25 protein-coding genes and 1 pseudogene are annotated in these 23,515 nt (G+C 69.5%); 15 read left to right on the top strand and 11 right to left on the bottom strand.

The window, feature by feature from the left end; genetic code table 11:
- Nucleotides 1-11 precede the first annotated feature (11 nt).
- The 3 genes and pseudogenes from ACIA8X_RS34395 to ACIA8X_RS34385 all read left to right on the top strand — a co-directional run.
- Nucleotides 12-991, top strand: a pseudogene (locus ACIA8X_RS34395) (AraC family transcriptional regulator); the annotation flags it as partial.
- Nucleotides 874-1,605: an AzlC family ABC transporter permease gene (locus ACIA8X_RS34390; protein WP_393456393.1), complete on the top strand. Its 732-nt coding sequence runs from the start codon at nucleotides 874-876 to the stop codon at nucleotides 1,603-1,605. The pseudogene ACIA8X_RS34395 and the gene ACIA8X_RS34390, both read left to right, overlap by 118 nt.
- Entirely contained in the window at nucleotides 1,602-1,910 is a 309-nt protein-coding gene (locus tag ACIA8X_RS34385; RefSeq protein ID WP_393456396.1) for an AzlD domain-containing protein, read from the top strand. The genes ACIA8X_RS34390 and ACIA8X_RS34385 overlap by 4 nt, the downstream gene beginning before the upstream one ends.
- Before the next feature lie 6 nt (nucleotides 1,911-1,916).
- Here ACIA8X_RS34385 and ACIA8X_RS34380 read toward each other — a convergent pair whose 3' ends face one another.
- A complete protein-coding gene (locus ACIA8X_RS34380; protein WP_393456399.1) occupies nucleotides 1,917-2,858 on the bottom strand; it encodes a hypothetical protein in 942 nt (313 codons plus the stop codon).
- An 80-nt stretch (nucleotides 2,859-2,938) separates the two neighbouring features.
- Between ACIA8X_RS34380 and ACIA8X_RS34375 the strand changes: the two genes are divergently transcribed.
- The 4 genes from ACIA8X_RS34375 (at nucleotide 2,939) to recX (ending at nucleotide 7,345) form a co-directional block, all read left to right on the top strand.
- Nucleotides 2,939-3,133 (top strand): DUF3046 domain-containing protein, encoded by a 195-nt coding sequence (locus tag ACIA8X_RS34375; RefSeq protein WP_093911646.1) that lies wholly within the window; start codon nucleotides 2,939-2,941, stop codon nucleotides 3,131-3,133.
- Nucleotides 3,134-3,193: 60 nt separating this feature from the next.
- Nucleotides 3,194-4,474 carry an AI-2E family transporter gene (locus ACIA8X_RS34370; protein WP_393456402.1) on the top strand — a complete coding sequence of 427 codons (1,281 nt, stop codon included), beginning with the start codon at nucleotides 3,194-3,196 and terminating at the stop codon, nucleotides 4,472-4,474.
- Nucleotides 4,475-5,239: 765 nt separating this feature from the next.
- Nucleotides 5,240-6,367 (top strand): recombinase RecA, encoded by a 1,128-nt coding sequence (gene recA / locus ACIA8X_RS34365; protein ID WP_393456405.1) that lies wholly within the window; start codon nucleotides 5,240-5,242, stop codon nucleotides 6,365-6,367.
- 3 nt (nucleotides 6,368-6,370) lie between these two features.
- A complete protein-coding gene (gene recX, locus ACIA8X_RS34360) occupies nucleotides 6,371-7,345 on the top strand; it encodes a recombination regulator RecX (protein ID WP_393456408.1) in 975 nt (324 codons plus the stop codon).
- A 281-nt stretch (nucleotides 7,346-7,626) separates the two neighbouring features.
- On the opposite strand, the gene ACIA8X_RS34355 is transcribed toward recX, so the two are convergent.
- From ACIA8X_RS34355 to ACIA8X_RS34345, 3 genes are all read right to left on the bottom strand, one after another.
- The gene (locus ACIA8X_RS34355) at nucleotides 7,627-8,073 is read right to left on the bottom strand and encodes a rhodanese-like domain-containing protein (protein WP_393456411.1); all 447 of its coding nucleotides are present in this window, start codon (nucleotides 8,071-8,073) and stop codon (nucleotides 7,627-7,629) included.
- Nucleotides 8,074-8,157: 84 nt separating this feature from the next.
- Nucleotides 8,158-8,661, bottom strand: coding sequence for a cysteine dioxygenase (locus ACIA8X_RS34350; RefSeq protein WP_393456414.1), 504 nt, complete (start codon nucleotides 8,659-8,661; stop codon nucleotides 8,158-8,160).
- 211 nt (nucleotides 8,662-8,872) lie between these two features.
- The gene (locus tag ACIA8X_RS34345; RefSeq protein ID WP_313960178.1) at nucleotides 8,873-8,959 is read right to left on the bottom strand and encodes a putative leader peptide; all 87 of its coding nucleotides are present in this window, start codon (nucleotides 8,957-8,959) and stop codon (nucleotides 8,873-8,875) included.
- Nucleotides 8,960-9,325: 366 nt separating this feature from the next.
- Here ACIA8X_RS34345 and ACIA8X_RS34340 point away from each other — a divergent pair, with 366 nt between their 5' ends.
- The gene (locus ACIA8X_RS34340) at nucleotides 9,326-10,489 is read left to right on the top strand and encodes an RNA-guided endonuclease InsQ/TnpB family protein (RefSeq protein ID WP_393456420.1); all 1,164 of its coding nucleotides are present in this window, start codon (nucleotides 9,326-9,328) and stop codon (nucleotides 10,487-10,489) included.
- 95 nt (nucleotides 10,490-10,584) lie between these two features.
- Here the strand turns inward: ACIA8X_RS34340 and ACIA8X_RS34335 are convergent, their stop codons facing one another.
- The 5 genes from ACIA8X_RS34335 to ACIA8X_RS34315 form a co-directional block, all read right to left on the bottom strand.
- Nucleotides 10,585-12,210 carry an FAD-dependent monooxygenase gene (locus ACIA8X_RS34335; RefSeq protein WP_393456423.1) on the bottom strand — a complete coding sequence of 542 codons (1,626 nt, stop codon included), beginning with the start codon at nucleotides 12,208-12,210 and terminating at the stop codon, nucleotides 10,585-10,587.
- 177 nt (nucleotides 12,211-12,387) lie between these two features.
- On the bottom strand, nucleotides 12,388-13,296 hold the full coding sequence (locus ACIA8X_RS34330) for an amino acid ABC transporter permease (RefSeq protein WP_393456426.1): 909 nt from the start codon (nucleotides 13,294-13,296) through the stop codon (nucleotides 12,388-12,390).
- Entirely contained in the window at nucleotides 13,293-13,967 is a 675-nt protein-coding gene (locus tag ACIA8X_RS34325) for an amino acid ABC transporter permease (protein ID WP_393456429.1), read from the bottom strand. The genes ACIA8X_RS34330 and ACIA8X_RS34325 overlap by 4 nt, the downstream gene beginning before the upstream one ends.
- A 96-nt stretch (nucleotides 13,968-14,063) precedes the next feature.
- Nucleotides 14,064-14,909: a glutamate ABC transporter substrate-binding protein gene (locus tag ACIA8X_RS34320; protein ID WP_393456432.1), complete on the bottom strand. Its 846-nt coding sequence runs from the start codon at nucleotides 14,907-14,909 to the stop codon at nucleotides 14,064-14,066.
- Between the two features lie 98 nt (nucleotides 14,910-15,007).
- On the bottom strand, nucleotides 15,008-15,784 hold the full coding sequence (locus ACIA8X_RS34315) for an amino acid ABC transporter ATP-binding protein (protein ID WP_393456435.1): 777 nt from the start codon (nucleotides 15,782-15,784) through the stop codon (nucleotides 15,008-15,010).
- A 288-nt stretch (nucleotides 15,785-16,072) separates the two neighbouring features.
- Between ACIA8X_RS34315 and ACIA8X_RS34310 the strand changes: the two genes are divergently transcribed.
- Together ACIA8X_RS34310 and ACIA8X_RS34305 are read left to right on the top strand one after the other, a co-directional pair.
- The gene (locus tag ACIA8X_RS34310; RefSeq protein ID WP_399459928.1) at nucleotides 16,073-16,759 is read left to right on the top strand and encodes a response regulator transcription factor; all 687 of its coding nucleotides are present in this window, start codon (nucleotides 16,073-16,075) and stop codon (nucleotides 16,757-16,759) included.
- A gap of 9 nt (nucleotides 16,760-16,768) precedes the next feature.
- Nucleotides 16,769-18,160, top strand: a complete 1,392-nt coding sequence (locus tag ACIA8X_RS34305; RefSeq protein WP_399459927.1) for a sensor histidine kinase — start codon at nucleotides 16,769-16,771, stop codon at nucleotides 18,158-18,160.
- 118 nt (nucleotides 18,161-18,278) lie between these two features.
- On the opposite strand, the gene ACIA8X_RS34300 is transcribed toward ACIA8X_RS34305, so the two are convergent.
- Complete coding sequence (locus ACIA8X_RS34300; protein WP_399459926.1) at nucleotides 18,279-19,274, bottom strand: TAXI family TRAP transporter solute-binding subunit; 996 nt, start codon at nucleotides 19,272-19,274, stop codon at nucleotides 18,279-18,281.
- 130 nt (nucleotides 19,275-19,404) lie between these two features.
- Between ACIA8X_RS34300 and ACIA8X_RS34295 the strand changes: the two genes are divergently transcribed.
- Nucleotides 19,405-19,809 (top strand): MazG nucleotide pyrophosphohydrolase domain-containing protein, encoded by a 405-nt coding sequence (locus ACIA8X_RS34295; protein ID WP_399459925.1) that lies wholly within the window; start codon nucleotides 19,405-19,407, stop codon nucleotides 19,807-19,809.
- An 81-nt stretch (nucleotides 19,810-19,890) separates the two neighbouring features.
- Here the strand turns inward: ACIA8X_RS34295 and ACIA8X_RS34290 are convergent, their stop codons facing one another.
- Nucleotides 19,891-20,187 (bottom strand): DUF2218 domain-containing protein, encoded by a 297-nt coding sequence (locus ACIA8X_RS34290; RefSeq protein WP_393456450.1) that lies wholly within the window; start codon nucleotides 20,185-20,187, stop codon nucleotides 19,891-19,893.
- Between the two features lie 128 nt (nucleotides 20,188-20,315).
- Between ACIA8X_RS34290 and ACIA8X_RS34285 the strand changes: the two genes are divergently transcribed.
- The 4 genes from ACIA8X_RS34285 (at nucleotide 20,316) to ACIA8X_RS34270 (ending at nucleotide 23,464) form a co-directional block, all read left to right on the top strand.
- Nucleotides 20,316-20,792, top strand: coding sequence for a MarR family winged helix-turn-helix transcriptional regulator (locus ACIA8X_RS34285; protein ID WP_393456453.1), 477 nt, complete (start codon nucleotides 20,316-20,318; stop codon nucleotides 20,790-20,792).
- Nucleotides 20,793-20,861: 69 nt separating this feature from the next.
- Nucleotides 20,862-22,376 carry a tRNA (N6-isopentenyl adenosine(37)-C2)-methylthiotransferase MiaB gene (gene miaB / locus ACIA8X_RS34280; RefSeq protein ID WP_393456456.1) on the top strand — a complete coding sequence of 505 codons (1,515 nt, stop codon included), beginning with the start codon at nucleotides 20,862-20,864 and terminating at the stop codon, nucleotides 22,374-22,376.
- Between the two features lie 58 nt (nucleotides 22,377-22,434).
- The gene (locus ACIA8X_RS34275; protein ID WP_393456459.1) at nucleotides 22,435-22,725 is read left to right on the top strand and encodes a hypothetical protein; all 291 of its coding nucleotides are present in this window, start codon (nucleotides 22,435-22,437) and stop codon (nucleotides 22,723-22,725) included.
- A 10-nt stretch (nucleotides 22,726-22,735) separates the two neighbouring features.
- Nucleotides 22,736-23,464 (top strand): class III extradiol dioxygenase subunit B-like domain-containing protein, encoded by a 729-nt coding sequence (locus ACIA8X_RS34270; RefSeq protein ID WP_393456462.1) that lies wholly within the window; start codon nucleotides 22,736-22,738, stop codon nucleotides 23,462-23,464.
- Nucleotides 23,465-23,515: the final 51 nt, after the last annotated feature.

The raw sequence follows: 23,515 nt of genomic DNA, 5'->3' as shown, positions 1-23,515 counted from the left end.
AGAATTGACCCATGGCAGGTTCAGGCGAGCGGGCGCGGCACTGGCAGTACGCCGAGTTGCCCGGTGTCGATCTGCTGCGGGCCCGGTACATCCGGAAGACGTTCGTGCGGCACACCCATGAGAACTTTGTGATCGCCGCCATCGCGGATGGGGTCGAGGTGTTTCACTGTCGGGGGACCGACCAGTACGCGGGGGCCGGTGCGCTTGCGTTGGTCAATCCGGATACCGCGCATACCGGGCGGGCGGGGGTGCCTGAGGGGTGGCAGTACGGGGCCGTGTATCCGTCGCCGGAGGTGGTGGCGGAGATCGCGGCCGAGACCACCTCGATCAGCGGGACACCGGGGTTCGTCAGGCCGGTGCTGGATGATCCGTACGCCGTGGGTCTGGTGCATCAGGTGCTGCGTGCCGCTGACGAGGGGAACGCGCTGGCTGCCGACACGTTGCTTCGCGTTGCCGTGACGCGACTGCTGCGGTTGAACGGCGGGGCTCTGCCGCAGCGGGAGGTGCGGACTGCGGGGGCCCGGATCGCGGTACGCGCGCGTGCGGTGCTGGAGGAGCGGATGGCCGAGCCGCCGAGTCTGGAGAGGCTGGCCTCCGATCTCGGTACCGGGCCGTTCGCCCTGCTGCGGGCGTTTCGGGATCTGTACGGGATGCCGCCGCACACCTGGCTCACCGATGCGCGGGTACGGCGGGCTCGGCAGCTGTTGGACGCGGGGGGCTCGCCGGCGGATGCTGCCGTCGCCGTGGGGTTCACCGACCAGCCGCATCTGAACCGGCACTTCACCAGGATCGTCGGCGTGCCGCCGGGGGCCTATCAGCGGGAGCGCAAGAACGTACAAGACGCCTGACAGGGGCTTTCGTAGCGTCGCAGGCGTGGCAGAACAGAGAACTCTCGCAGACCCCCGCGTCGCCGGAGGCAAGCCCGACGTGGCTGTCGTACGGGACGCCTTGGGCGTTGGAGTCGCCGTCGGGCTGTCCGGGTTCGCCTTCGGGGTGACGTCGGCGGGCAGTGGCCTCACGCTCTTGCAGACCTGTGCGCTCAGCCTGCTGGTGTTCACGGGAGCGTCGCAGTTCGCGCTCGTGGGGGCGCTGGCGGCCGGTGGCAGCCCGTTGACGGCGGCCGCAGGTGCCTTCTTCCTGGGGGTGCGCAACGCGTTCTACGGGCTGCGGCTGTCGCAGTTGCTCAGCCTCCCGCGCGCGGTGCGGCCGTTCGCCGCGCAATGGGTGATCGACGAGACCGCCGCTGTCGCGCTGGCGCAGCCCACGCGGCGCAGTGCGCGCATCGGGTTCGTGGTGACGGGGCTGAGCTTGTATGTGCTGTGGAATCTCACGACGTTGCTCGGTGGGCTGGGGGCCGAGGCCATCGGCGACACCGATGCATGGGGGCTCGACGTGGCCGGGCCCGCCGTGTTCCTGGCGTTGCTCGCGCCGATGCTGAAGTCCGCGACCGAGCGTGCCGTCGCCGGTCTGGCCGTGGTTCTGGGGCTCGGGTTGTTGCCTGTGCTGCCCGCTGGTGTGCCTGTTCTGGTGGCCGCCCTCGCGGCGCCGGTCGTGCTGTGGGCCGAGGGGCGTCGTAGGGGAGACGCGCGGGAGGGAGAGCTGTGAGCACCTGGATCGCGATCGGCGTCACCGCTCTCGGTTGCTACGTGGTCAAGCTGGTTGGGCTGCTCGTCCCCGCAGGGGCTCTTGAGAAGCCTCTCGTCCGGCGTCTTGCCGCCCTGTTGCCCGTCGCCCTCCTTGCCGCCCTCACGGCTCAGCAGACCTTCGGCGACGGGCATGCGCTGGTGCTGGACGCGAGGGTGGCCGGAGTCGCCGCGGCTGCCGTGGCGCTCGTCCTGCGGGCCCCGTTCCTGGTTGTCGTCGGGGCGGCCGTGGTGGTGACGGCGGGCGTTCGGGCCATGGGCGGGTGAGGCGGGTCAGCCGATGTGGCGGCCGTATGCCCTGAGGGTGCGCAGCGCCTCGATCGTCACCATGGGGCGGGCCTCCAGGGCGGTGCCCGGCGCCCATTGGCGCCAGGCGACGGGCCAGCCGCCGTCCTCCTGCTGCTCGCCCGCCAGGTGGTCGAGAGAGCGGCTCATCTCGTCGTCCGTGAACCACGCGCGCGCGAGGGAGCGCGGTGTCCTCGCGTAGTGGTGCGGGAAGTGGTGCTCGCCGGGGGCGTAGCCGGCCGGGACCGGGTACGCGTCGAGGTTGTCCGGCTCCAGTACCGCCAGGTGCTGCTCGCGCACCAGGCGGCCCAGGCGCCCGGCGGCCGTCTCCGCGCGCGTGCGGTCGGGAGCGGAGTCCAGGAAGGCCACGGCGGCCTCGATCTCGTACGGATGGGACTTCTCCAGGGACTCGACCGCCTGCCAGCAGAAGTCCGTGGCCCGGAACAGCCAGGCGTGCCACACCTCGTTGCGGTGCAGCAGGCCGACCACCGGCCCGGTGGCCAGGAGCGCGCTGGGCGGGTCGTCCATGATCGGCAGGAAAGGAGCCGCGGGGTAGCCGCGCTGGCTGGGGTGGATCGCCGGGAGGGCGCCGTCCGGCGTGGCGACCGAGGTGAGGTAGCGGCACACGCGGTCCACGCGCTGTCCGCCGCAGCGTTCGATGGCGTCCAGGATGTGCAGTGCGTGACCGGTGTGCAGCGGCTGGCTGACCGGGCCGCGCAGATCGGGCTCCAGCGCGTGGCCGTAACCGCCGTCCTCGTTGCGGTAGGCGTCCAGCGCGGTCTCCACCGGGTCGGCGGCGCCGTTCAGGAAGTGGTACGCGAAGAGGCGCTGTTCGAGCACGCGCGCGGTGAGCCAGACGAACTGCTCGGCGCGGAAGAGCGGAGAGTGCGCCGGGGGCGTCGGGGGGAGGGGGGCTCCTGTTTCGGCCATGCGACAGACCGTAGGACGGAAAGCGGTCTCGGCAAGCGGTCCCGGGACAGGCCCACTCTCAGGGGCGGGATACTGGACGCATGCGGTTGACGGTCTTCTGGGAGCGGATGGCGGCCCACTTCGGTCCGGGGTACGCCGACACCTTCGCGCGCGACCATGTGATGGCGGAGCTCGGCGGGCGCACGGTGCACGAGGCGCTGAACTCAGGCTGGGAGGCCAAGGACGTGTGGCGTGTGGTCTGCGCCGTCATGAACGTTCCGGGGGAGAAGCGCTGACGGGTCACGAAGATCGCAGGACGGCAGCCAGTTGTCGGTGGCATGGGCGAGACTTGCACCGTGGCACGCACTGACGAGACCGGGCAGCTCGCCCAGCACGGATCCCCGTTCGGCACGACGCCGCCCACCCCGCCGCCGGGAGAGGGCGCCGCCGGGCCGGACGCCCGCATGCCTCGTTGGCTCCCGCGTGCCATGGTGCTCGCACTGGCACTCGTCGGCGCGTTCCAGCTGGGCAGCTGGGCCTTTCACCAGCTCACCGGGCTGCTGATCAACATCCTCATCGCGTTCTTCCTGGCCCTGGCCATCGAGCCGGCGGTGAGCTGGATGGCCTCCCGCGGCATGCGCCGGGGCCTGGCCACCGGGATCGTCTTCCTCGCCGTGATCATCGTGTCCGCAGGGTTCGTGACGCTGCTGGGATCCATGCTCGCGGGCCAGATCATCAAGATCGTCGAGGACTTCCCGGCCTACCTCGACTCCGTCATCAACTGGATCAACGCACACTTCAACACCGAGCTGCGCCGCGTGGACGTCCAGGAGGGCCTGCTCCGTTCCGACTGGCTGCGCAACTACGTGCAGAACAGCGCCACCGGTGTCCTGGACGTGTCCGCTCAGGTCCTCGGCGGCCTCTTCCAGCTGCTGATGATCACACTGTTCTCCTTCTACTTCGCCGCGGACGGCCCGCGACTGCGCCGTGCGCTGTGCTCCGTCCTGCCGCCCGCCAAGCAGGCAGAGGTGCTGCGCGCGTGGGAGATCGCCGTCAACAAGACCGGTGGCTACATCTACTCGCGCGGCCTGATGGCGCTCATCTCGGGCATAGCCCACTACATCCTGCTGGCGAGCCTGGACGTGCCGTACGCGCCCGTGCTCGCCGTGTGGGTCGGCCTGGTCTCGCAGTTCATCCCCACCATCGGCACGTATCTCGCGGGCGCCCTGCCCATGCTGATCGCGTTCACGGTCGATCCCTGGTACGCGCTGTGGGTGCTGATCTTCGTCGTGGTCTACCAGCAGTTCGAGAACTATGTGCTGCAGCCCAAGGTGACTTCGAAGACCGTTGACATCCACCCCGCGGTCGCCTTCGGCTCGGTCGTCGCGGGCACCGCCCTCCTCGGCGCGGTGGGCGCGCTGATCGCCATCCCGGCGATCGCCACGCTGCAGGCGTTTCTGGGGGCGTATGTGAAGCGGTACGACGTCACGGACGACCCCCGGGTCCATGGGCACCGGCGACGGGGAGCGGGGCGGGGCCTGGTCACGCGCGCGCGTGCGCTGTGGGACCGGCGGCCGGGATCGGTGAAGACGAAGCCAAGGTCGGAGTCGGGGAGTTCCGGGGAAAGCTCCACCTGAGGCGAGGCCGACGACGGCCACGGCGGGCATTACCGGCACTACGGGCACGGCAGCCACGACTGGCACGGCGGACATAAGGAGTCGTGGCAGCGCGACCCTGACAGCAGCCGTGACCGCAGCCGTGACAGCGCGGTCGTGACAGTGGGTGTGCAGTCCGCCTCGGAGCGGGTGGGCCGGCCGGGAATCCGGGGCGGTGTCGGGCCCCGAACCCAGTGTCCTGTGACAGCGAACTTTGAGTGCGTGTCATCGAAGTTGAGTAGTCATGTGTGCCGATACCCCGGCCCAGGCTCGGCAGGCTGCGGCCCTGCGCAACCAGCTTCGGGGGATTCGACGTCTCGTCCGGTCCTCGTGATCAGTGGGGGCGCTGTGAAGTCTGACGATGGTTCGTGGTGGGTGATCTTTGTTGTTTCCATCGGAGCCACGGTCGCCCTTGGCGCGCTCCTCCTCTCTGCGGTTGCTTCGGCATTGGCTGGGTGAAACGAAGGCGCGGGCGTTAGCCCGGCACCACAGCGGAGCTCCTCGAAGCTGGCTGGCGCAGGACAGACACCCAGTCTCGTAGGTGTCGAGTGGTGCGCTTGACACAAAAATCGAACATCCATTCTTATGGAGGCTCCGGCAAGGCTCCCGGCGGGCACTTCGCCACGGTTTCGACAGAGAAGTGCCCGAGTTATCCACAGGTCGGACGGGCGTCGGGGCGCATTGTCAGTGGCAGGCGTTAGCGTCTTTGACGTGAAGCGATCGACTCAAGCAAACCGGGTGGAACCCATGGCAGGAACCGACCGCGAGAAGGCGCTCGACGCCGCGCTCGCACAGATTGAACGGCAATTCGGCAAGGGCGCCGTGATGCGCATGGGCGAGCGGCCGAACGAGCCCATCGAGGTCATCCCCACCGGGTCGACCGCACTCGACGTCGCGCTCGGCGTCGGCGGCCTGCCGCGTGGCCGTGTCGTGGAGGTCTACGGCCCGGAGTCCTCCGGTAAGACGACCCTGACCCTGCACGCGGTGGCGAATGCCCAGAAGGCCGGCGGCCAGGTCGCCTTCGTGGACGCGGAGCACGCCCTCGACCCCGAGTACGCGAAGAAGCTCGGCGTCGACATCGACAACCTGATCCTGTCCCAGCCGGACAACGGCGAGCAGGCGCTGGAGATCGTGGACATGCTGGTCCGCTCCGGCGCCCTGGACCTGATCGTCATCGACTCCGTCGCGGCGCTCGTCCCGCGCGCGGAGATCGAGGGCGAGATGGGCGACAGCCACGTCGGTCTGCAGGCCCGTCTGATGAGCCAGGCCCTGCGGAAGATCACCAGCGCGCTCAACCAGTCCAAGACCACCGCGATCTTCATCAACCAGCTCCGCGAGAAGATCGGCGTGATGTTCGGCTCGCCGGAGACCACGACCGGTGGCCGGGCGCTGAAGTTCTACGCCTCGGTGCGTATCGACATCCGCCGCATCGAGACCCTGAAGGACGGCACCGAGGCGGTCGGCAACCGCACCCGCTGCAAGGTCGTCAAGAACAAGGTCGCGCCGCCCTTCAAGCAGGCCGAGTTCGACATCCTCTACGGCCACGGCATCAGCCGCGAGGGCGGTCTGATCGACATGGGCGTGGAGCACGGCTTCGTCCGCAAGGCCGGCGCCTGGTACACGTACGAGGGCGACCAGCTCGGCCAGGGCAAGGAGAACGCCCGTAACTTCCTGAAGGACAACCCCGACCTGGCCAACGAGATCGAGAAGAAGATCAAGGAGAAGCTGGGCGTCGGCGTGCGTCCGGAGGAGCCGGCCGCCGAGCCGGGCGCGGACGCCGCGGTCTCCGCCACCCCGGACGACGCCGCGAAGACGGTGCCCGCTCCGGCGGCGGCCAAGACCGCCAAGACCAAGGCCGCGACCGCCAAGAGCTGATCAGTGACACGGCGAACGGACTGGGCTGAGTACGCCGCCTACCCGGAGGCTCCGCATGAGCGGGGGAGAGGCGGCGACGCAGGCTCCCCCGGGACGGGCGGCCACGCCTACGGAGGGGACGCGGCCCATGAGGCGGACGGGGGGAACGACGGCACGGGGTCGTACGGCAAGAGCGGGTCGTACGGGGGGTACGGCGATGGGTCGGGCCTGGCGTATGACGGCGACCCGGGACTGACGTACGGCGATGAGCCCGGCCATGGCGCGATGGACGGCGAAGCGTGGCCGGAGGGCGGCTCGGCGCTCGGCGCCGGTGCACCCCGCGGCGGCTCCCGACGTGGCCGTGGCGGGGCTCGGGGTTCGGATGGCTCGGGCGTCTCGGGCGGCTCACGCGGGCGCCGACGGCGCGGCCGCACGGAGCCGTCCGGTGAGGACGGAGACGCCTCTTCCTCGTCGAGGGCCGAGGAGAGGTCGTCCCCAGGGGACCCGGTGGAGCAGGCGCGGGCGATCTGTCTGCGTCTGCTCACCGGGACCCCGCGCACGCGCAAGCAACTCGCGGACGCCCTGCGCAAGCGGGAGATCCCGGACGACGCCGCCGAGGAGGTGCTGTCGCGGTTCGAGGAGGTCGGTCTCATCAACGACAGTGCCTTCGCGGACGCCTGGGTGGAGTCCCGGCATCACGGCCGGGGACTGGCCCGGCGCGCGCTCGCCCAGGAACTGCGGACCAAGGGCGTCGACTCCACGCTGATCGACGCGGCCGTCGCACAGCTCGACTCCGAGCAGGAAGAGGCGACCGCACGCGACCTCGTCGCCCGCAAGCTCCGCTCCACGCGCGGCCTCGACCGCGACAAACGCCTGCGCCGCCTCGCGGGCATGCTCGCCCGCAAGGGCTACCCCGAGGGGATGGCTCTGCGGGTCGTCCGACAGGCGCTGGAGGAAGAGGGCGAGGACACGGAGTTCCTCGGGGACGAGGGGTTCTGAATCCGGTAGCGGGCCGGGGAGTAGGTGAGGGCCGTGACCGCAGGGTTCCGGCCCCGGACACGGTGGACGCGCGGGGGCGCCCATCGCGTTCGGGGCCGGGTACGGAGTGGAGGCGGGGCCGGCCGACAGAGGCGCCGAGGCCAGGCAACGCAGCAGCTCTCCTGAGCTCTGCTCTGCGGGACGCTGGCCTCGAAGACCTCGAAGACCTCGAAGACCTCGAAGACCTCGAAGGCCTCGAAGACCTCGAAGGCCTCGAAGGCCTCGAAGACCTCGGAAGGCCTCTACGCCTCCACCTCTGCCGCACCCGCCCCCGACGTCACCGGAAGCCCCTCCGACCCCCACGCCTGGAACCCACCGACGAGATCGGTGGCCCGTTGCAGCCCCAGTCGCCGTAGCGACTCGGCCGCCAGACTCGACGCATAGCCCTCGTTGCAGATCACCACGACTCGCAGATCGTGGCTCGTGGCCTCGGTGGCGCGATGGCTGCCTTGCGGATCGAGGCGCCATTCGAGTTCGTTGCGCTCGACGACGAGGGCGCCCGGGATCAGCCCGTCCCGCTCGCGCAGGGAGGCGTACCGGATGTCGACCAGCAGAGCCTCGCCGCGCTGCGCGGCCTCGTACGCCTCCCGCGGCTCGACCCGCGTGTAGTCGGCACGCACCCGCTCCAGCAACTCGTCGATACCGACCGGCCGTTCATCCCCGCCGCTCACGCCGCTCACGCCGCTCATCGTCAACTCACCCCTGCCAACCGGCCGTTCGCCCACGCTCTTCCCCGCAGAGCAGCCTCTCCCGCAGGCTCGCCCCAACGCCGCTCACTGCCAGTCCTCCGGCCGCTCCACCTGCTCCAGCCGCAGGATCGGCCCGCTACGGCTGAAGCGGCGGATCAGCGGCAGGGGCGGATAGTAGGCGTGAACCGAGATCGCATGCTGGTCGCCGGATTCGTTGAGGACCTCGTGCACATGGTGACGGCCGAAGGAGCGGCCCTTGCCGCTCGGCAGCCGGCGTGCACGGTCCACGTCGTCCGCCAGTTCCAGCGTCTTCCAGCCGTCGGCGGGCAGCCGGACGGCGAGGGAGTTCTCCTTGAGCTCACCGGCGGCCGTCACGAAGGCCCCGACCGACTCGGCGTGGTCGTGCCAGCCGGTGCCGGTCCCGGGCGGCCAGCCGATCAGCCACGCCTCGCTGCCGCCGGGGCCTTCGAGCCGCACCCAGGTACGGCCCTCGGGGTCGAGCGGAAGCGAGGCGATCAAGTCGGCGTCGGCGGCGGTACGCCGTACGAAGTCGAGGAGATCCGCCTGCGTAGGCGTGGAAACCGGCATGGAAGCCGGCGATGAGACCGGCGTGGCAGTCGACTGGGAAGCCGACGAGGAAACCGCCGTCGAGACCGGCGCGGCAACCGACTGAGAAGCGGAAACGTCGGCAGAAGGGACAGACACGGGCACCGTCCTGAAGTGAGTTCGCGAAGAGCGCGCGACGGCGGAGGCACCAGGCGACAGGAGCGGCGCGCGCAGGAAGAAAGGTGGATGCGAATCAGCAGGACGGGCGACACACGCAGCCCGCATAGCGGACGAGGTCCATATGGACCCTCCGCCACAGGCGCACACAGGTGTCGGTCATGGTCGGGAGTACACCATGGCGGTGCGAACCGGTCAACTCGCTGCCATCTGATTCCTGCGAGGACACCCCGGCGCGCATGCCGGGGAACAATCGAGTCCTGTGACGGCGACGCGGAGCGTCGCCGTGTCCAATGTCTTGGGGCGCGGAGCGCCCGCGAGACCGTCGAGGGAAGCCGACAGGGGGCGAACACGCATTCGCATGTTCGCTGGTTGTGGTGGCTGCGGCGCGATGAGGGTACGGGTGTACGTCTATCGCACATACGGTCTTGTCAGGGAGTTGGGATGAGAGGGCGAAGCTGTGGAAGAGGGTGATGGCGTGCCGGTGGTGAAGGAGGGAGGGCATGCCCGGTACACGTACCGCCTGCGTGTGTCCTCGACCGCCCGCACGCAACTGCTTGCGGACTGGGACCGCTGTCGGTGGGTGTGGAACGAGTGCGTAGCCAAGTCCAAGGTCGTGCATGCTCATAACAAGGCACACCCGGAGGGCAAGCAGACCTGTGGCCCGGCGCAGCTCGACAAGATGCTGACCGAGGCGCGAGGCCTTACGCCGTGGCTCCGCGAGGGCTCTAGCGTCCCGCAACAGCAGCTGATCCGGGACTTCGGCAAGTCCCGCGCCAAGGCACAGAAGGACGTCCGGGAACGCCTGCCTCAGCGGCAGCGGGCTGGTATGCCGAAGTGGAAGAAGAAGCGCGATGCCTTGCCAACGCTGAACTACTCCCGGCGCGGGTTCCGGCTGAAGGACGATCGCCTGCACTTGGCGGGCGGGATCGTGTTAACCGTGGTGTGGTCGCGTAGCCTGCCCGCCGAACCCTCCTCGGTGCGTGTGTACCAAGACAGCGTCGGGCACTGGTACTGCTCCTTCGTGGTCCCCACGCATGTTCAGCCGCTACCGGAGACCGGCCGGGTACTCGGCGTGGACTGGGGAGTGAAGGAGACCGCGACCACCACCTCCGACGCCCACGACCTCGTGCACGCCCAGCACGGGAAGAAGGCCCAGGCCAAGCTGACCCGGTACGACCGGATGATGGCCCGTCGAAAACCGAAAAAGGGGCAGGCCGCCTCGGAGGGCTACCGCGAGGCGAAGAAGCTGCGGGCGAAGACATATCAGAAGATCGCCCGGCAGCGGCAGGACACCGGCCGCAAGTGGGCGAAGAGGGTCGTGACCGACCACGACGCCATCGCCGTCGAGGACTTCAAGCCGAATTTCCTCGCCAAGTCCTCGCTGGCGCGCAAGGCGGCGGACGCTGCCATCGGCGCCACCAAGAAGGCCCTGATCGACATGGGCCGCAAGCATGGGCGGGACATCCGTCTCGTGCATCCCGCGCACACCACCATGGACTGCGCATCGTGCGGAGCGAGAACCAAGCACGCGTTGCCGCTGTCCGAGCGCACCTACAACTGCACTGCGTGCGCTGTCGTCTCTCCCAGAGACAAGAACTCCGCACGCGTGATGCTCGTCCGGGCAGGTCTGATCCCGGCTGGTGCCGAGGGCGTAAGACCTCTGGGAGCGCTGCTCCCAGAGGCAGCCTGAGCCAGGAATCCCATCCCGTCAGGGAGGAGGGGAGCAGTCAATATGCGGACCGCACAGTTGAATGTCTGACTGAGTACCACTTCCGTAGGGCACCGTCAGCGCGACCCAGCCGCGGCCCCGGCCTGCACCTTGACCGGCCCGCCCAGCGCCGCCTCGGCCGCCGCGTACAGATCGGCCGGCCGCACGCCGCTCAACGCGGTCACCAGGTGGCCGTCGGGTCGCACCAGCAGGACCGAGTGCGCCGCCGCCCCCGGGTAGCTCTCCGCGACCAGCAGCTCCGCCGGATGGGGCAGTGCAGTCACCGCCGCCACCAGCCGGGGCATGATCCCCGCGGTCACCCAGTGCCTGCGCTCCCACACACCCGTGCCCGGCGCGATCAGCAGGACCAGCAGAGCGTGGCGACCGAGCCGGTCCCGCAGCCGTACGAAGGAGCCGTCCTCGGCAGTGACCTGGACGTCCATGACCTGCGCACCGCGCGGCGTGTCCACGGGGACCTCGCCCTTCAGGTGCTGGGGCGCGAGCGGTGACCCGGCGTACGACCCCGGCGCACCGATCGCTCCGTGCCCCAAGTGGCCGTCCATCAGCAGCACGTCATGGCCCCGGGCGGAGCCGGGGACGTACGAGCGCAGCCCTCCTCCGCCGCGCAGCAACGGCAGCGCCTGGTCGGCGGCGCGCAGTCGGGCGGCGACGACGGCACGCCGCTCCGCCTGGTAGCTGTCGAGGAGCGCCTCATGCGGCCCGTGGTGCCAGGCCGGCGCCAGCTTCCAGGCGAGGTTGTCGGCGTCCCGCAGCCCCTCGTCGAGTCCGTGCGTGCCGAGTGTGCCGAGGCAGTGCGCCGCGTCCCCGGCGAGAAAGACGCGACCCACCCGCCAGCGGCGGGCCAGCCGGTGATGGACCGTGTGAACTCCGGTGTCGAGAAGTTCGTACGCCGGTGTCGGCCCGTCGGTCCACCCGGCGAGCGTCTCCCGGACGCGAGCGACCAGCACCTCGGGCGTGACCAGGTCCTTGCCCGGCGGCAAGAGCCAGTCCAGGCGCCACACCCCGTCCGGGAGCGGCCGTCCGGTGACCTCCCCGCCCGAGGGTCCGGACGTCCGCCACGGCGGCATCCGATGGAGCAACGCCTCGCCGTCCCACGGAAGTTCCGCCCGCAGCGCGGCCACGGCGTGTCGCTCCACCGCCGTACGGCCGGGGAAACGGATGTCCTGGAGCTTGCGGACCGTCGAGCGTGGGCCGTCGCAGCCGACCAGGTAGCTGCCGCGCCACCAGGTGCCCTTGGGGCCGCGGGTGTGGGCGGTGACGCCTGAGGCCTCCTGCTCGATGGCGTCCAAGCGGCTGTCCACGGCGACCTTGATGAGCGGCTCGCCGCCGACTGCTGCGCGCAGGGCGCCGGTCAGAACGTGCTGGGCGATGTGCAGGGGGGCCGGGTTCGTGCCGCCCAGGGGGCCTTCCGCGGTGTCGTCGAACTTGACCTCGCGCATCACCTGCTTGCGCCGCATCGCCCGCCATCCGGCCCAGCGGGCCCCGGCCTCGGCGATCGGTACGCCCGTCAGGCGCTCCATAAGGGCGGCGGTGTCCTCGCGCAGGACGACGGTGCGCGCGAGACGGGGTTCGTCCTTGCCGGGCCCCTCGTCGAGAACGACGGACGGCACCTCCTGACGCGCCAGCGCCAGGGCGAGCGTGAGCCCGACGGGCCCCGCTCCGACGATGATCACCGGGTCCACGGCGCGGTGCCCCCTGCCCGCAGCGGTGCCCCGAAGGACGCAAGTGAACAGAAAGTTGGAGCAGGGTGCACGATCACAAAACGTATGCAACCCATTGCCGGTGCTTGCGTCAAGTGACGGAGGGCAGTGGCGATCATGCCACTGCCCTCCGTGTTGCTCACGCCACTTGACGGCGTATCAGATGGTCCCTCCGGCACCGGCCCCGTAGGTGCCGCCCGTCGCCGCCGGGTTCAGCTCCTCCATGTCCTCGGCGCTGAGCACCGCGCCCGTGCTCTTCTTGCTGCGCCGCAGCCTCTTCTCCAGCCAGCTGGCGAAGCTGGTGAGGATGAAGTTGAGGACGATGTAGATGAGCGCCACCACGACGAAGCTGGCGATGGGGTTGCCGTAGGCGGCCGCCAGGGTGGCGCGCGTGCTGAGCAGCTCGGTGAACCCGATCATCACGCCGCCCAGGGCGGTGTCCTTCACGATGACCACGAGCTGGCTGACGATGGCCGGCAGCATGGCGGTGACGGCCTGCGGCAGCAGGACGATCCGCATCGTCTGGCCCTTGCGCAGGCCGATCGCCTTGGCGGCCTCCGACTGTCCCTTGGGCAGGGCGAGGATGCCGGCCCGGACGACCTCGGCGAGGACGGACGCGTTGTAGAGCACCAGGCCGGTGACGACTGCGTAGAGCTGCCGCTGTTCAGTGGTGAAGTTCGCCCAGCGGTCGTAGGCCTCGTTGGCGAACAGCATCAGCAGCAGGACCGGGATGGCCCGGAAGAACTCGACCACCCAGGCGGCCGGAAGCCGCACCCACAGGTGGTCGGAGAGGCGTGAGATGCCGAAGACCGCGCCGAGCGGAAGGGCGATCACCATGGCCAGCGACGCGGCCTTGAGCGTGTCGGCCAGACCCGGCAGCAGATAGGTCGTCCAGGCCTGGGACTCGATGAACGGCTTCCACAGGGCCCACTCGAGCTGGTTCTTCTCGTCCATGGCGGTCCAGACGAACCAGACGAGAAGAGCGAGGAGGGCGACGAAGACCACCGAGATGAGCACATTGCGCCGCTTGGCGCGGGGGCCCGGTGCGTCGTAGAGAACGGAGCTCATCGCTTCACCGCCAGTCGCTTGCTCAGCCAGCCGAGGATGAGGCCGGTGGGCAGGGTCAGTACCACGAAACCGAAGGCGAAGACTGCGCCGATGAGCAGCACCTGAGCCTCGTTCTCGATCATTTCCTTCATCAGGTAGGCGGCTTCGGCCACGCCGATCGCGGCCGCCACCGTGGTGTTCTTGGTCAGGGCGATCAACACGTTGGCCAGCGGGCCGATGACCGCGCGGAAGGCCTGCGGCAGGATGATGAGCCGGAGGGTCTGACTGAAGGTCAGCCCGATGGCGCGGGCCGCCTCGGCCTGGCCGAGCGGCACGGTGTTGATGCCGGAACGGATCGCCTCGCAGACGAAGGCCGCGGTGTAGGCGACGAGACCGAGGATCGCCAGGCGGAAGCCCTGGACCTTGAAGTCGGTGGCGCCCATCGTCACGCCGAAGACATCGGCGAGGCCGAGCGAGGTGAAGATGATGATGACCGTCAGGGGGATGTTCCGGACGATGTTCACATAGGCCGTGCCGAACCCACGCATGAGCGGGACCGGGCTGACCCGCATCGCGGCCAAGAGGGTGCCCCAGATCAGGGAACCGAGGCCGGAGATGACGGTGAGTTTCACCGTCATCCAGAAGGCACCCAACAGAGTTGGGTCGTTGTAGTCAGAAAGAAAGTCGAACACGATCTCCCGCGCTTCCGGGTGGGTGGCGTATGTGGATAGCGCGGCGCGCCGCCGCCCTGATCGCGGTGGACGGCGGCGCGCCGGTGGATCCTTGCGCTACTGGACGATGACGCCGATCTTCGGCGCGGGCTCGTTCTTGTACTTGGCCGGACCGAAGTTGTCCTTGACCGCCTTGTCCCAGGCCTTCGAGCTGACCATCTTCTCGAGGGCGGCGTTGATCTTGTTCAGGGTTTCGGTGTCACCCTTCTTCACACCGATGCCGTAGTTCTCGTTGCTCAGCTTGAGACCGGCGAGCTTGAACTGACCCTTGTACTGCTCCTGCGAGGCGAAGCCGGCGAGGATCGAGTCGTCCGTGGTCAGGGCGTCCACGGCACCGCTCTGGAGCGAGGAGATGCACTCCGAGTAGCCGCTGCGTTCCTGCAGGTTGGCCTCCGGCGCGAAGTCCTTCTTGACGTTCTGCGCCGAAGTGGAGCCGGTCACCGAGCACAGGTTCTCGCCGTTGAGGTCGGTGGCCTCGGAGATCTTGGAGTCGGCCTTGACCAGCAGGTCCTGGTGGGCCAGCAGGTACGGGCCGGCGAAGTCGACGGACTTCTTGCGCTCGTCGTTGATCGAGTACGTGGCCGCGATGAACTTGACGTCCCCGCGCTTCAGCGCGTTCTCACGGTCGGGGGTCTTGGTCTCGACGAACTCGATCTGGTCGGCGTCGTAGCCGAGCTCCTTCGCCACGTACGTCGCCACGTCCACGTCGAAGCCGGAGAAGGTGCCGTCAGGCTCCTTCAGGCCCAGACCCGGCTGGTCGTACTTGATGCCGATCTTGATCTTGCCACCACCGGAGGAGCCCGAGTCGCCCTCGCTGTCACCGTCGCCGCCACCGCAGGCGGTGGCAGTGAGGGAAAGGACGAGTGCAGCGGCGGCCGCGGCGGAGGCCTTGCGGAGCTTCATGGTGAACATCCTTTGCGTGATGAAGAGATGCGTCCCGTCTGAGGGTCGCCCCTCAGAGGGTTGGATGACGCAGGTCGTCGGGTGCGTGAAGCGGTCCGTCAGTGGTGCAGGATCTTGGACAGGAAGTCCTTCGCACGGTCGCTGCGCGGGTTGCTGAAGAACTGGTCCGGCACGGCTTCTTCGACGATCTTGCCGTCTGCCATGAATACCACTCGGTTGGCGGCAGAACGGGCGAAGCCCATCTCGTGGGTGACGACGATCATGGTCATGCCATCGCGGGCGAGCTGCTGCATGACCTCGAGGACCTCGTTGATCATCTCCGGGTCGAGAGCCGACGTCGGCTCGTCGAAGAGCATGACCTTGGGGTCCATGGCCAGCGCCCGGGCGATGGCCACACGCTGCTGCTGGCCGCCGGAGAGCTGGGCGGGGTACTTGTCCGCCTGGTTGGCCACGCCCACCCGGTCGAGCAGGGAGCGGGCCTTCTCCTCGGCCTTCTTCTTGTCCGCCTTGCGGACCTTGATCTGGCCCAGCATCACGTTCTCGAGCACGGTCTTGTGCGCGAAAAGGTTGAAGGACTGGAAGACCATGCCGACGTCGGCACGTAGCTTGGCGAGCGCCTTGCCCTCCGCGGGCAGGGGCTTGCCGTCGATGGCGATCGCGCCGGAGTCGATCGTCTCGAGGCGGTTGATGGCGCGGCACAGGGTGGACTTTCCGGACCCGGAGGGTCCGATGACCACGACGACCTCGCCGCGGGCGATCGTCAGGTCGATGTCCTGGAGCACGTGCAACGCGCCAAAGTGCTTGTTCACGTTCTTCAGGACGACCAGGTCGCCGGTCGCGGCCGCATCTTCCTTGGCCACCGATACTTCGGTCATCGCTCTCAGGCTCCGTCCTCCTCGGTTTCGGAGGACAGTAATAACCGTATCCGACCTGCGTCATTAGTTCTGAGGGGAATCTGAGCATCACGATCCGATAGCAATCGGACACGTGTCGTAGCACTTGCGGCCTGGACGCGTACCGGCTGGATAACGGAAGCGGTCCGCAACCGGAACCCACTTGACGGCGTCCTCGTCCATCAGCGTGACTTCCATGGTGCACGCGCGCGTGTGCACGCACTGTGTACCTAGCTGAATCGTACGGCCAGTGAACTGAAGGAGGCCGGGGTGAGACTGCTCCTCGTCGAGGACGACAACCACGTCGCCGCCGCGCTGTCCGCGGTACTGGCTCGACACGGTTTCGACGTCACGCACGCGCGTAGCGGCGAGGAGGCCCTGCAGGCGCTCGTCCCCGAGAGCGACGGCTTCGGCGTCGTCCTCCTCGACCTCGGCCTGCCCGACCAGGACGGATACGAGGTCTGCGGCAAGATCCGCAAGCGCACCAGCACCCCGGTGATCATGGTCACCGCGCGCTCCGACGTCCGCTCCCGCATCCACGGCCTCAACCTCGGTGCCGACGACTATGTGGTGAAGCCGTACGACACCGGAGAGCTGCTCGCCCGGATCCACGCGGTCAGTCGGCGCAGCGCGGCGGAGGACGCCGGGACGGGCGGCGACAGTGTGCTGCACCTGGGCGCGGTGCACATCGAACTGCCCACCCGCCAGGTCAGCGTGGACGGTTTGGTTGTCCAACTGACCCGCAAGGAGTTCGATCTCCTCGCCCTGCTCGCCCAGCGCCCCGGGGTGGTCTTCCGCCGGGAGCAGATCATCAGCGAGGTGTGGCGCACGAGTTGGGAGGGGACCGGGCGCACTCTTGAGGTGCATGTGGCGTCCCTGCGCGCCAAGCTGCGCATGCCGGCCCTGATCGAGACCGTACGCGGCGTCGGCTACCGACTCGTCGCCCCGGCGTCGTAGCGGGCAAGGGTGCGCACTCGTCTCCTCCCCCTGCTCATCGTCCTGATGGCGGCCGTACTGCTCGCACTCGGCGTACCGCTCGCCGTCAGCCTGGCCTCGGCCCAGCAGCAGAGGGTGGTCGTCGACCGGATCGACGACACGGCGTACTTCGCGGCCATAGCGCGCCCGGCCGCCGACACGACCACCGGATCCCGCGACGAACTGCGCATCCTGAGCCGGGAACTCGAGAGCTACCACGAGGTCTACGGCATCCGGGCCGGCGTCTTCCTGCCCACGGACACGCCCCTGGCGAATGGGCCGACGACCTGGTTCCTGCCCGAGAGCGGCGAGGTGCGCGAGGCCTTCGAGGAGTCGCTGCTCAGTCGGCGCAGCCACGACCCGAAGCAGGTGTGGCCGTGGCAGCGGGGGCGGCTCGTCGTCGCCTCGCCGGTCATCCGTGACGGTGACGTCGTCGCGGTCGTCGTCACCGATTCGCCCACCGGGCAGATGCGTTCGCGGATCCTGGAGGGCTGGCTGATCATCGGCACGGGTCTGACGGCCGCGATGCTGGTGGCCGTCGGGGCGGCGCTGAGGCTGACCGGCTGGGTGCTCAGGCCGGTGCGCGTGCTGGACACCACCACGCACGCGATCGCGAGCGGCCGCCTGAAGTCACGGGTCGCGGTCGCCAGCGGCCCGCCGGAACTCAGGCGGCTGGCCCGGTCGTTCAACGAGATGGCGGACAACGTCGAGGACGTGCTGGAGCAGCAGCGCGCCTTCGTCGCCGACGCCTCGCACCAGTTGCGCAACCCGCTCGCGGCGCTGCTGCTGCGTATCGAACTGCTCGCTTTCGAATTTCCGGAGGGAAATGCGGAGATCGCGTCGGTCCAGGCCGAGGGCAAGCGCCTGGCCGAGGTCCTCGACGACCTGCTCGACCTTGCCCTGGCCGAGCACACCGAGGCCGACCTGAGGCTCACCGACGTCGGCGCGCTGACCGCCGAGCGCGTCGCGGCCTGGGCGCCGACGGCCCAGGCCAAGGGCGTACGGCTGGTGGGGGACTGCCCGGCCACCACCGCTTGGGCCGACCCGGTGGCGTTGTCCAGTGCGCTGGACGCCGTGATCGACAACGCCGTCAAGTTCACGCCGGAGGATGAGCGCGTCGAGGTGACCGTCACGTCCAACGGCAGTGAGTCGACGATCGTGGTGGCCGACCACGGCCCCGGTCTCACCGACGACGAACTCGCCCGCATCGGCGACCGCTTCTGGCGCAGCGGCCGACACCAGAACATCAAGGGTTCGGGCCTCGGCCTGTCGATCTCCAGGGCGCTGCTCGCTGCGGGCGGGGGCGCCATCTCGTACCGGGGCAATGAACCGCATGGCCTGCGGGTGACGGTGACGGTGCCCAGGACGGCGCCTACGCAGTAGCGGCAGGCACCGTGGCCTGGTCTGGTCTGGCCTGCGCCACCGGGTTCCTTCGGGCTCCTACGGGGCCCGTGTCGCCGGGTTCCTCCGGGCTCCTGCGGGGGCTCCTCTCGCCGGGCTCCTACGGCTTGACCGAGCGGTAGTAGTTCCGGGCGCCGTCATGCAGGGGCAGGGGATCCGTGTAGATCGCCGTGCGCAGGTCGACCAGTTGCGCGGAGTGGACGTGGGCGCCGATGCCGTCGCGGCTCTTGATCACCGTGCGGGTCAGCCACTCGGTGAGCCGGGGATCCATGTCCTTGCGGGTGATCAGCAGGTTGGAGACGGCGATCGTCGGCACCGTGTCGCCGTTCTGGATGGTGGGGTACGCCGACTCCGGCATGTTGGTCGCGCGGTAGAAGTGGGCCGTGTCCCCTGCGGCGTGCACCTTGGCGACGAGGTCGGCGGCGATCGGCACGAACCGGAACGAGGAGGTCTCGGCGATCTCCGCCAGCCCGTCCGTGGGCACCCCGCTCGACCAGAAGAACGCGTCGAGCTCGTGCCCCAGCCGCTTGGGCCCGGTGTCGATGCCGTCCGACCGCGGCGTGATGTCTTTGGCCGGGTCGATCCCGGCGGCCTCCAGCACCCGGGTGGCGATCAGCCGCACGCCGGAGTTCGCTCGCCCTATGGCCACCCGCTTGCCCTTCAGGTCCGCGACGGAGCGGATGTCGGAGTCCGGCGGGACGACCAGCTGGACATAGTCGTCGTAGAGGCGGGCGACACCGCGCAGCCGGCCGCTGACGGGCTTGCCGTCGATCTTGTACGTGTCCACCGCGTCGGCGGCGGCGATCGTGAAGTCGGCCTGCCCGGTAGCCACGCGCTCGACGTTCTCCTGCGAGCCGTCACTCGTCAACAGCCGTACCTTCAGCTGCGGCATGTCCTCGGCGAGCTCCTTGCGCAGGAGCGCGCCGTACTCCTGATAGACACCCGCGCGCGTGCCGGTACTGAACGTGATCGTCCCGCTCGGCGGCTCCTCGCCCAGGGGCAGCAGCCACCACAGCAGCAACCCCAAGGCGACGAACCCGGCGGCCGTGCCCTGCAGGGCACGGCTGGTGCTGATGCGGGTGAGTGCCTTGGACATGGCCGAGATCCTGCCAGCCGGTACGCGGTGCTGACCAGGGCAGGGGTCACAGGGAAGGGTGCGAGGGTGGCCTCGTGGGCTGGACGCCTTCGCCACAGGGACTGTCAGACCCGGCCGCTACAGTCGGCGCATGAGTTCCTCCCCCGCCGACCTGGTCCGTGAATTCCACCGCGCCTTCGGGCTCGACGCCCACAGCACGCCCACCGAGGTCGCCCCGGACCTCGCCGCGCACCGCGGAGAACTGCTCGCGGAGGAGGCCGCGGAGGTCGCCGAGGTCTGCGTCACCGGCCCGCTCGACAAGCTCGCGCACGAACTGGCGGACGTCGTCTACGTCGCGTACGGCACGGCCCTGGTGCACGGCATCGACCTCGACGGCGTACTCGCCGAGATCCACCGCTCCAACATGACCAAGCTGGGCCCCGACGGCCAGGTCGCCCGCCGGGCCGACGGCAAGGTGCTCAAGGGCGAGCACTACGAGGCACCGGACGTGTCGGGTGTGCTGCGCCGCCAGGGGTGGGGGACCGGCGGGGCGTAGGGCCGTCGCGGGACGACTGAGTTCTCGGTCGGCCCTGAGCGCGGCTCAGCCCGTTCAGTCCTGAGCGCGGCTCTTCCCGCGTCAGTCCTGTGTGGGCTCGTCCCAGGCGACGGTCAGTTCGTTGCGGCGGCCGAACCGCTCGAGGTGGCTGCCCACGACCTCCTGGATGGTGGTGAGTGTGGGTGCGTCGGGTGCGGTGACCCGGATCAGCAGGTGGTCGTCCTGGGGTTCGAGGACGACGTCGGTGTTCTGGAAGGTGAGACGGTGCCCGCCGGCCGGTGTCTCCTCGACGGGGATCTTCCGGCCGAAGTGCGAGGCGAACTGCTTGGCGTAGCGCGGGGCGGCGTCGGTGGCGACGCGGGCGAGGGAGGAAGGCATGCGGGTACTCCTTCGAGGGCTGGACGAGTTCGAGGGCCGGACGGGCCGACCGATTCAAATTTGAACCTCGACGGGTCGACGATAACGTGGGGTTTCAAATTTGAACAACCCCGCTGTAGCGTGGCGGCATGGCCGCACCGCGATGGTTGAACGAGGACGAGCTCCGCGCCTGGCACGCCTTCGTGGCCGCCGGGGCGCTCATCAATCGCCGCCTGGATCAGCAGCTCAAGGACGACGTCGGGATCACGCACCTCCAGTACGAGATCCTCGCGCGCCTCAACGCCGCCCCGGACCGGGAGATGCGCATGAGCGGCCTCGCCGACGTACTGCTCAACTCCAAGAGCGGCCTGACGTACCAGATCACGCAGCTGGAGAAGGCGGGCCTGGTGACCCGGCGCTCCTGCCCCAGCGATGTGCGCGCGGTCTACGCCGTCCTCACCGACGTGGGCCGGCGCATGCTGGAGCAGGCGGCCCCGGGCCATGTCGCGCTCGTCCGCAAGCTGCTCATCGACGTCCTCACCCCACAGCAGCTCGCGACCCTCGCCGACGGGCTGACCGAGGTCACCCACCGCATCCAGGACGGCGAGACCCATGCCGTGAGGTAGGCCTCGCCCGCCCCTCGTGCCGCCTCGGTCCGGGACAGGGCCGTTCTCCCGACCGCATACCCTTGTCCCATGAGCAGCAGCGACCGGAGCCAGTCAGTGGGCGTGAAGACATACGAGGTGCGCACCTACGGGTGCCAGATGAACGTCCACGATTCCGAGCGATTGTCCGGGCTGCTCGAAGACGCCGGTTATGTACGCGCGCCCGAGGGTTCGAACGGCGACGCGGACGTCGTCGTCTTCAACACCTGCGCGGTCCGCGAGAACGCCGACAACAAGCTGTACGGCAACCTCGGCCACCTCGCCCCGATGAAGACGAAGCGCCCCGGCATGCAGATCGCCGTCGGTGGCTGCCTCGCGCAGAAGGACCGCGACACCATCGTGAAGCGGGCGCCCTGGGTGGATGTCGTCTTCGGCACGCACAACATCGGCAAGCTGCCCGTCCTGCTGGAACGCGCGCGCGTGCAGGAGGAGGCGCAGGTCGAGATCGCCGAGTCGCTGGAGGCGTTCCCGTCGACGCTGCCGACGCGCCGCGAAAGCGCCTACGCGGCCTGGGTGTCGATCTCCGTCGGCTGCAACAACACCTGCACCTTCTGCATCGTCCCGGCCCTGCGCGGCAAGGAGAAGGACCGCCGCCCCGGCGACATCCTCGCCGAGGTGGAGGCCCTGGTCGCCGAGGGCGTCTCCGAGATCACGCTGCTCGGCCAGAACGTCAACGCGTACGGCTCCGACATCGGCGACCGCGAGGCGTTCAGCAAGCTGCTGCGGGCCTGTGGAAGGATCGAGGGTCTGGAGCGGGTCCGCTTCACCTCCCCGCACCCGCGCGACTTCACCGACGACGTCATCGCCGCCATGGCCGAGACGCCGAACGCGATGCCGCAGCTGCACATGCCGCTGCAGTCCGGCTCGGACCCGGTCCTGAAGGCGATGCGCCGCTCCTACCGCCAGGAGCGCTACCTCGGCATCATCGAGAAGGTCCGCGCCGCCATCCCGCACGCCGCGATCAGCACCGACATCATCGTGGGCTTCCCCGGCGAGACCGAGGAGGATTTCGAGCAGACGCTGCACGTGGTGCGCGAGGCCCGCTTCGCGCAGGCGTTCACCTTCCAGTACTCCAAGCGCCCCGGCACGCCCGCGGCCACCATGGAGAACCAGATCCCCAAGCAGGTCGTCCAGGCGCGCTACGAGCGTCTCGTCGCCCTCCAGGAGGAGATCTCCTGGGAGGAGAACAAGAAGCAGGTCGGCCGCACGCTGGAGCTGATGGTCGCCGAGGGCGAGGGCCGCAAGGACGACACCACCCACCGCCTCTCCGGCCGCGCCCCCGACAACCGCCTGGTCCACTTCACCAAGCCGGACGAGGAGGTTCGCCCCGGCGACGTGGTCACCGTCGAGATCACGTACGCCGCGCCGCACCACCTCCTCGCCGAGGGCCCCGTCCTCGACGTGCGCCGCACGCGCGCGGGTGACGCCTGGGAGAAGCGCAACGCCGCCGAGGCCGCCAAGCCGGCCGGTGTCCTGCTGGGCCTGCCGAAGATCGGCGTCCCCGAGCCGCTGCCCGCGGTGACGGGCGGCTGCACGGCGCGCTGAGCGCACGCGGCGACAGCCAGGGGCAGGGCGGGCCGAGGAGGAGAACGGGGGGCGGGACATGGCGCAATGGGTGGTGGTCGTGCAGTCCGGTCACGGGGACCAGTACCGCTGCGAGGAGGCGGCCCGCTTCCAGGGCACCCTGGAACAGGCCCGCGCCCTCCTCTACGAGATCGCCTGTACCTACAAGCCCGGTTTCGCGCTGCGCCAGCGGCGCCGTGAGGTGTTCCGGGTCGGTGCCGGGGACGCGTACTACGCGCACATCGAGGGCGCGGTGTCGACCCAACGCGTCATGTTCCAGCTGGCCGAGCGGGTGTGGAGCACCGACCCGGAGCCCAGCCCCTGGCAGTAGGCTCCCGATCATGCTTGTCGCCGCCGCAGTCTGCCCCTGCCCGCCGCTCCTCGTGCCCGAACTCGCCGTGGGCGCCGCAGCCGAGCTGGACGCCGCGCGTGCCGCCTGCACGGACGGGCTCGGCGTGCTCGCGGCCGCCCGGCCGGACCTCCTCGTCGTCGTCGGGCCCGCCGAGGAGAGCGGGCACGGGGCGTACGCCGAGGGCGCGCGGGGATCCTTCCGGGGTTTCGGCGTGGACATCGACGTACGGCTGGGACGCGCCGCGGACGAGGCGACCGCCCCGGAGTCGTCGCGACGACCGCTCCCGTCCTCGCTCGCCGTCGCCGCATGGCTGCTGGAACGGACCGGATGGGCGGACGCCCCGATCGAGGGCCTCGCGGTGGGGGAACCTCTGACGCCCGAGCGGTGTACTGAGATGGGGAGGGACATCGCCGCCCGGGCCGAGCGGGTGGCGCTGCTGGTGATGGGCGACGCCAGTGCCTGCCGCACGCTCAAGGCACCCGGCTACCTCGACGAGCGGGCCGAGCCTTTCGACGCGTCTGTCGCGCAGGCGCTGGGCAAGGCGGACGTGGCGGCGCTCAAGGCGCTGGACATCGAGCTCGCGCACGAGCTGCAGGCCTCGGGCCGAGCGCCCTGGCAGGTCCTCGCGGGCGCGGCGGAACATGCGGGCCTTGCGGGCGCCTTGTTGTACGACGAGGCGCCTTACGGGGTGGGGTACCTGGTCGCGACGTGGTCGTAGGGGCGCCGCCCGAGACTGCTCGTGGGCCACGCCTACAGAGCCCGGCCCGTG

It is taken from the genome of Streptomyces sp. NPDC051738 (genome assembly GCF_044453205.1).
GTDB lineage: Bacteria > Actinomycetota > Actinomycetes > Streptomycetales > Streptomycetaceae > Streptomyces.
Note: the sequence above shows the minus strand (reverse complement) of the source record. Positions and strands in the feature narration are given on the sequence as shown.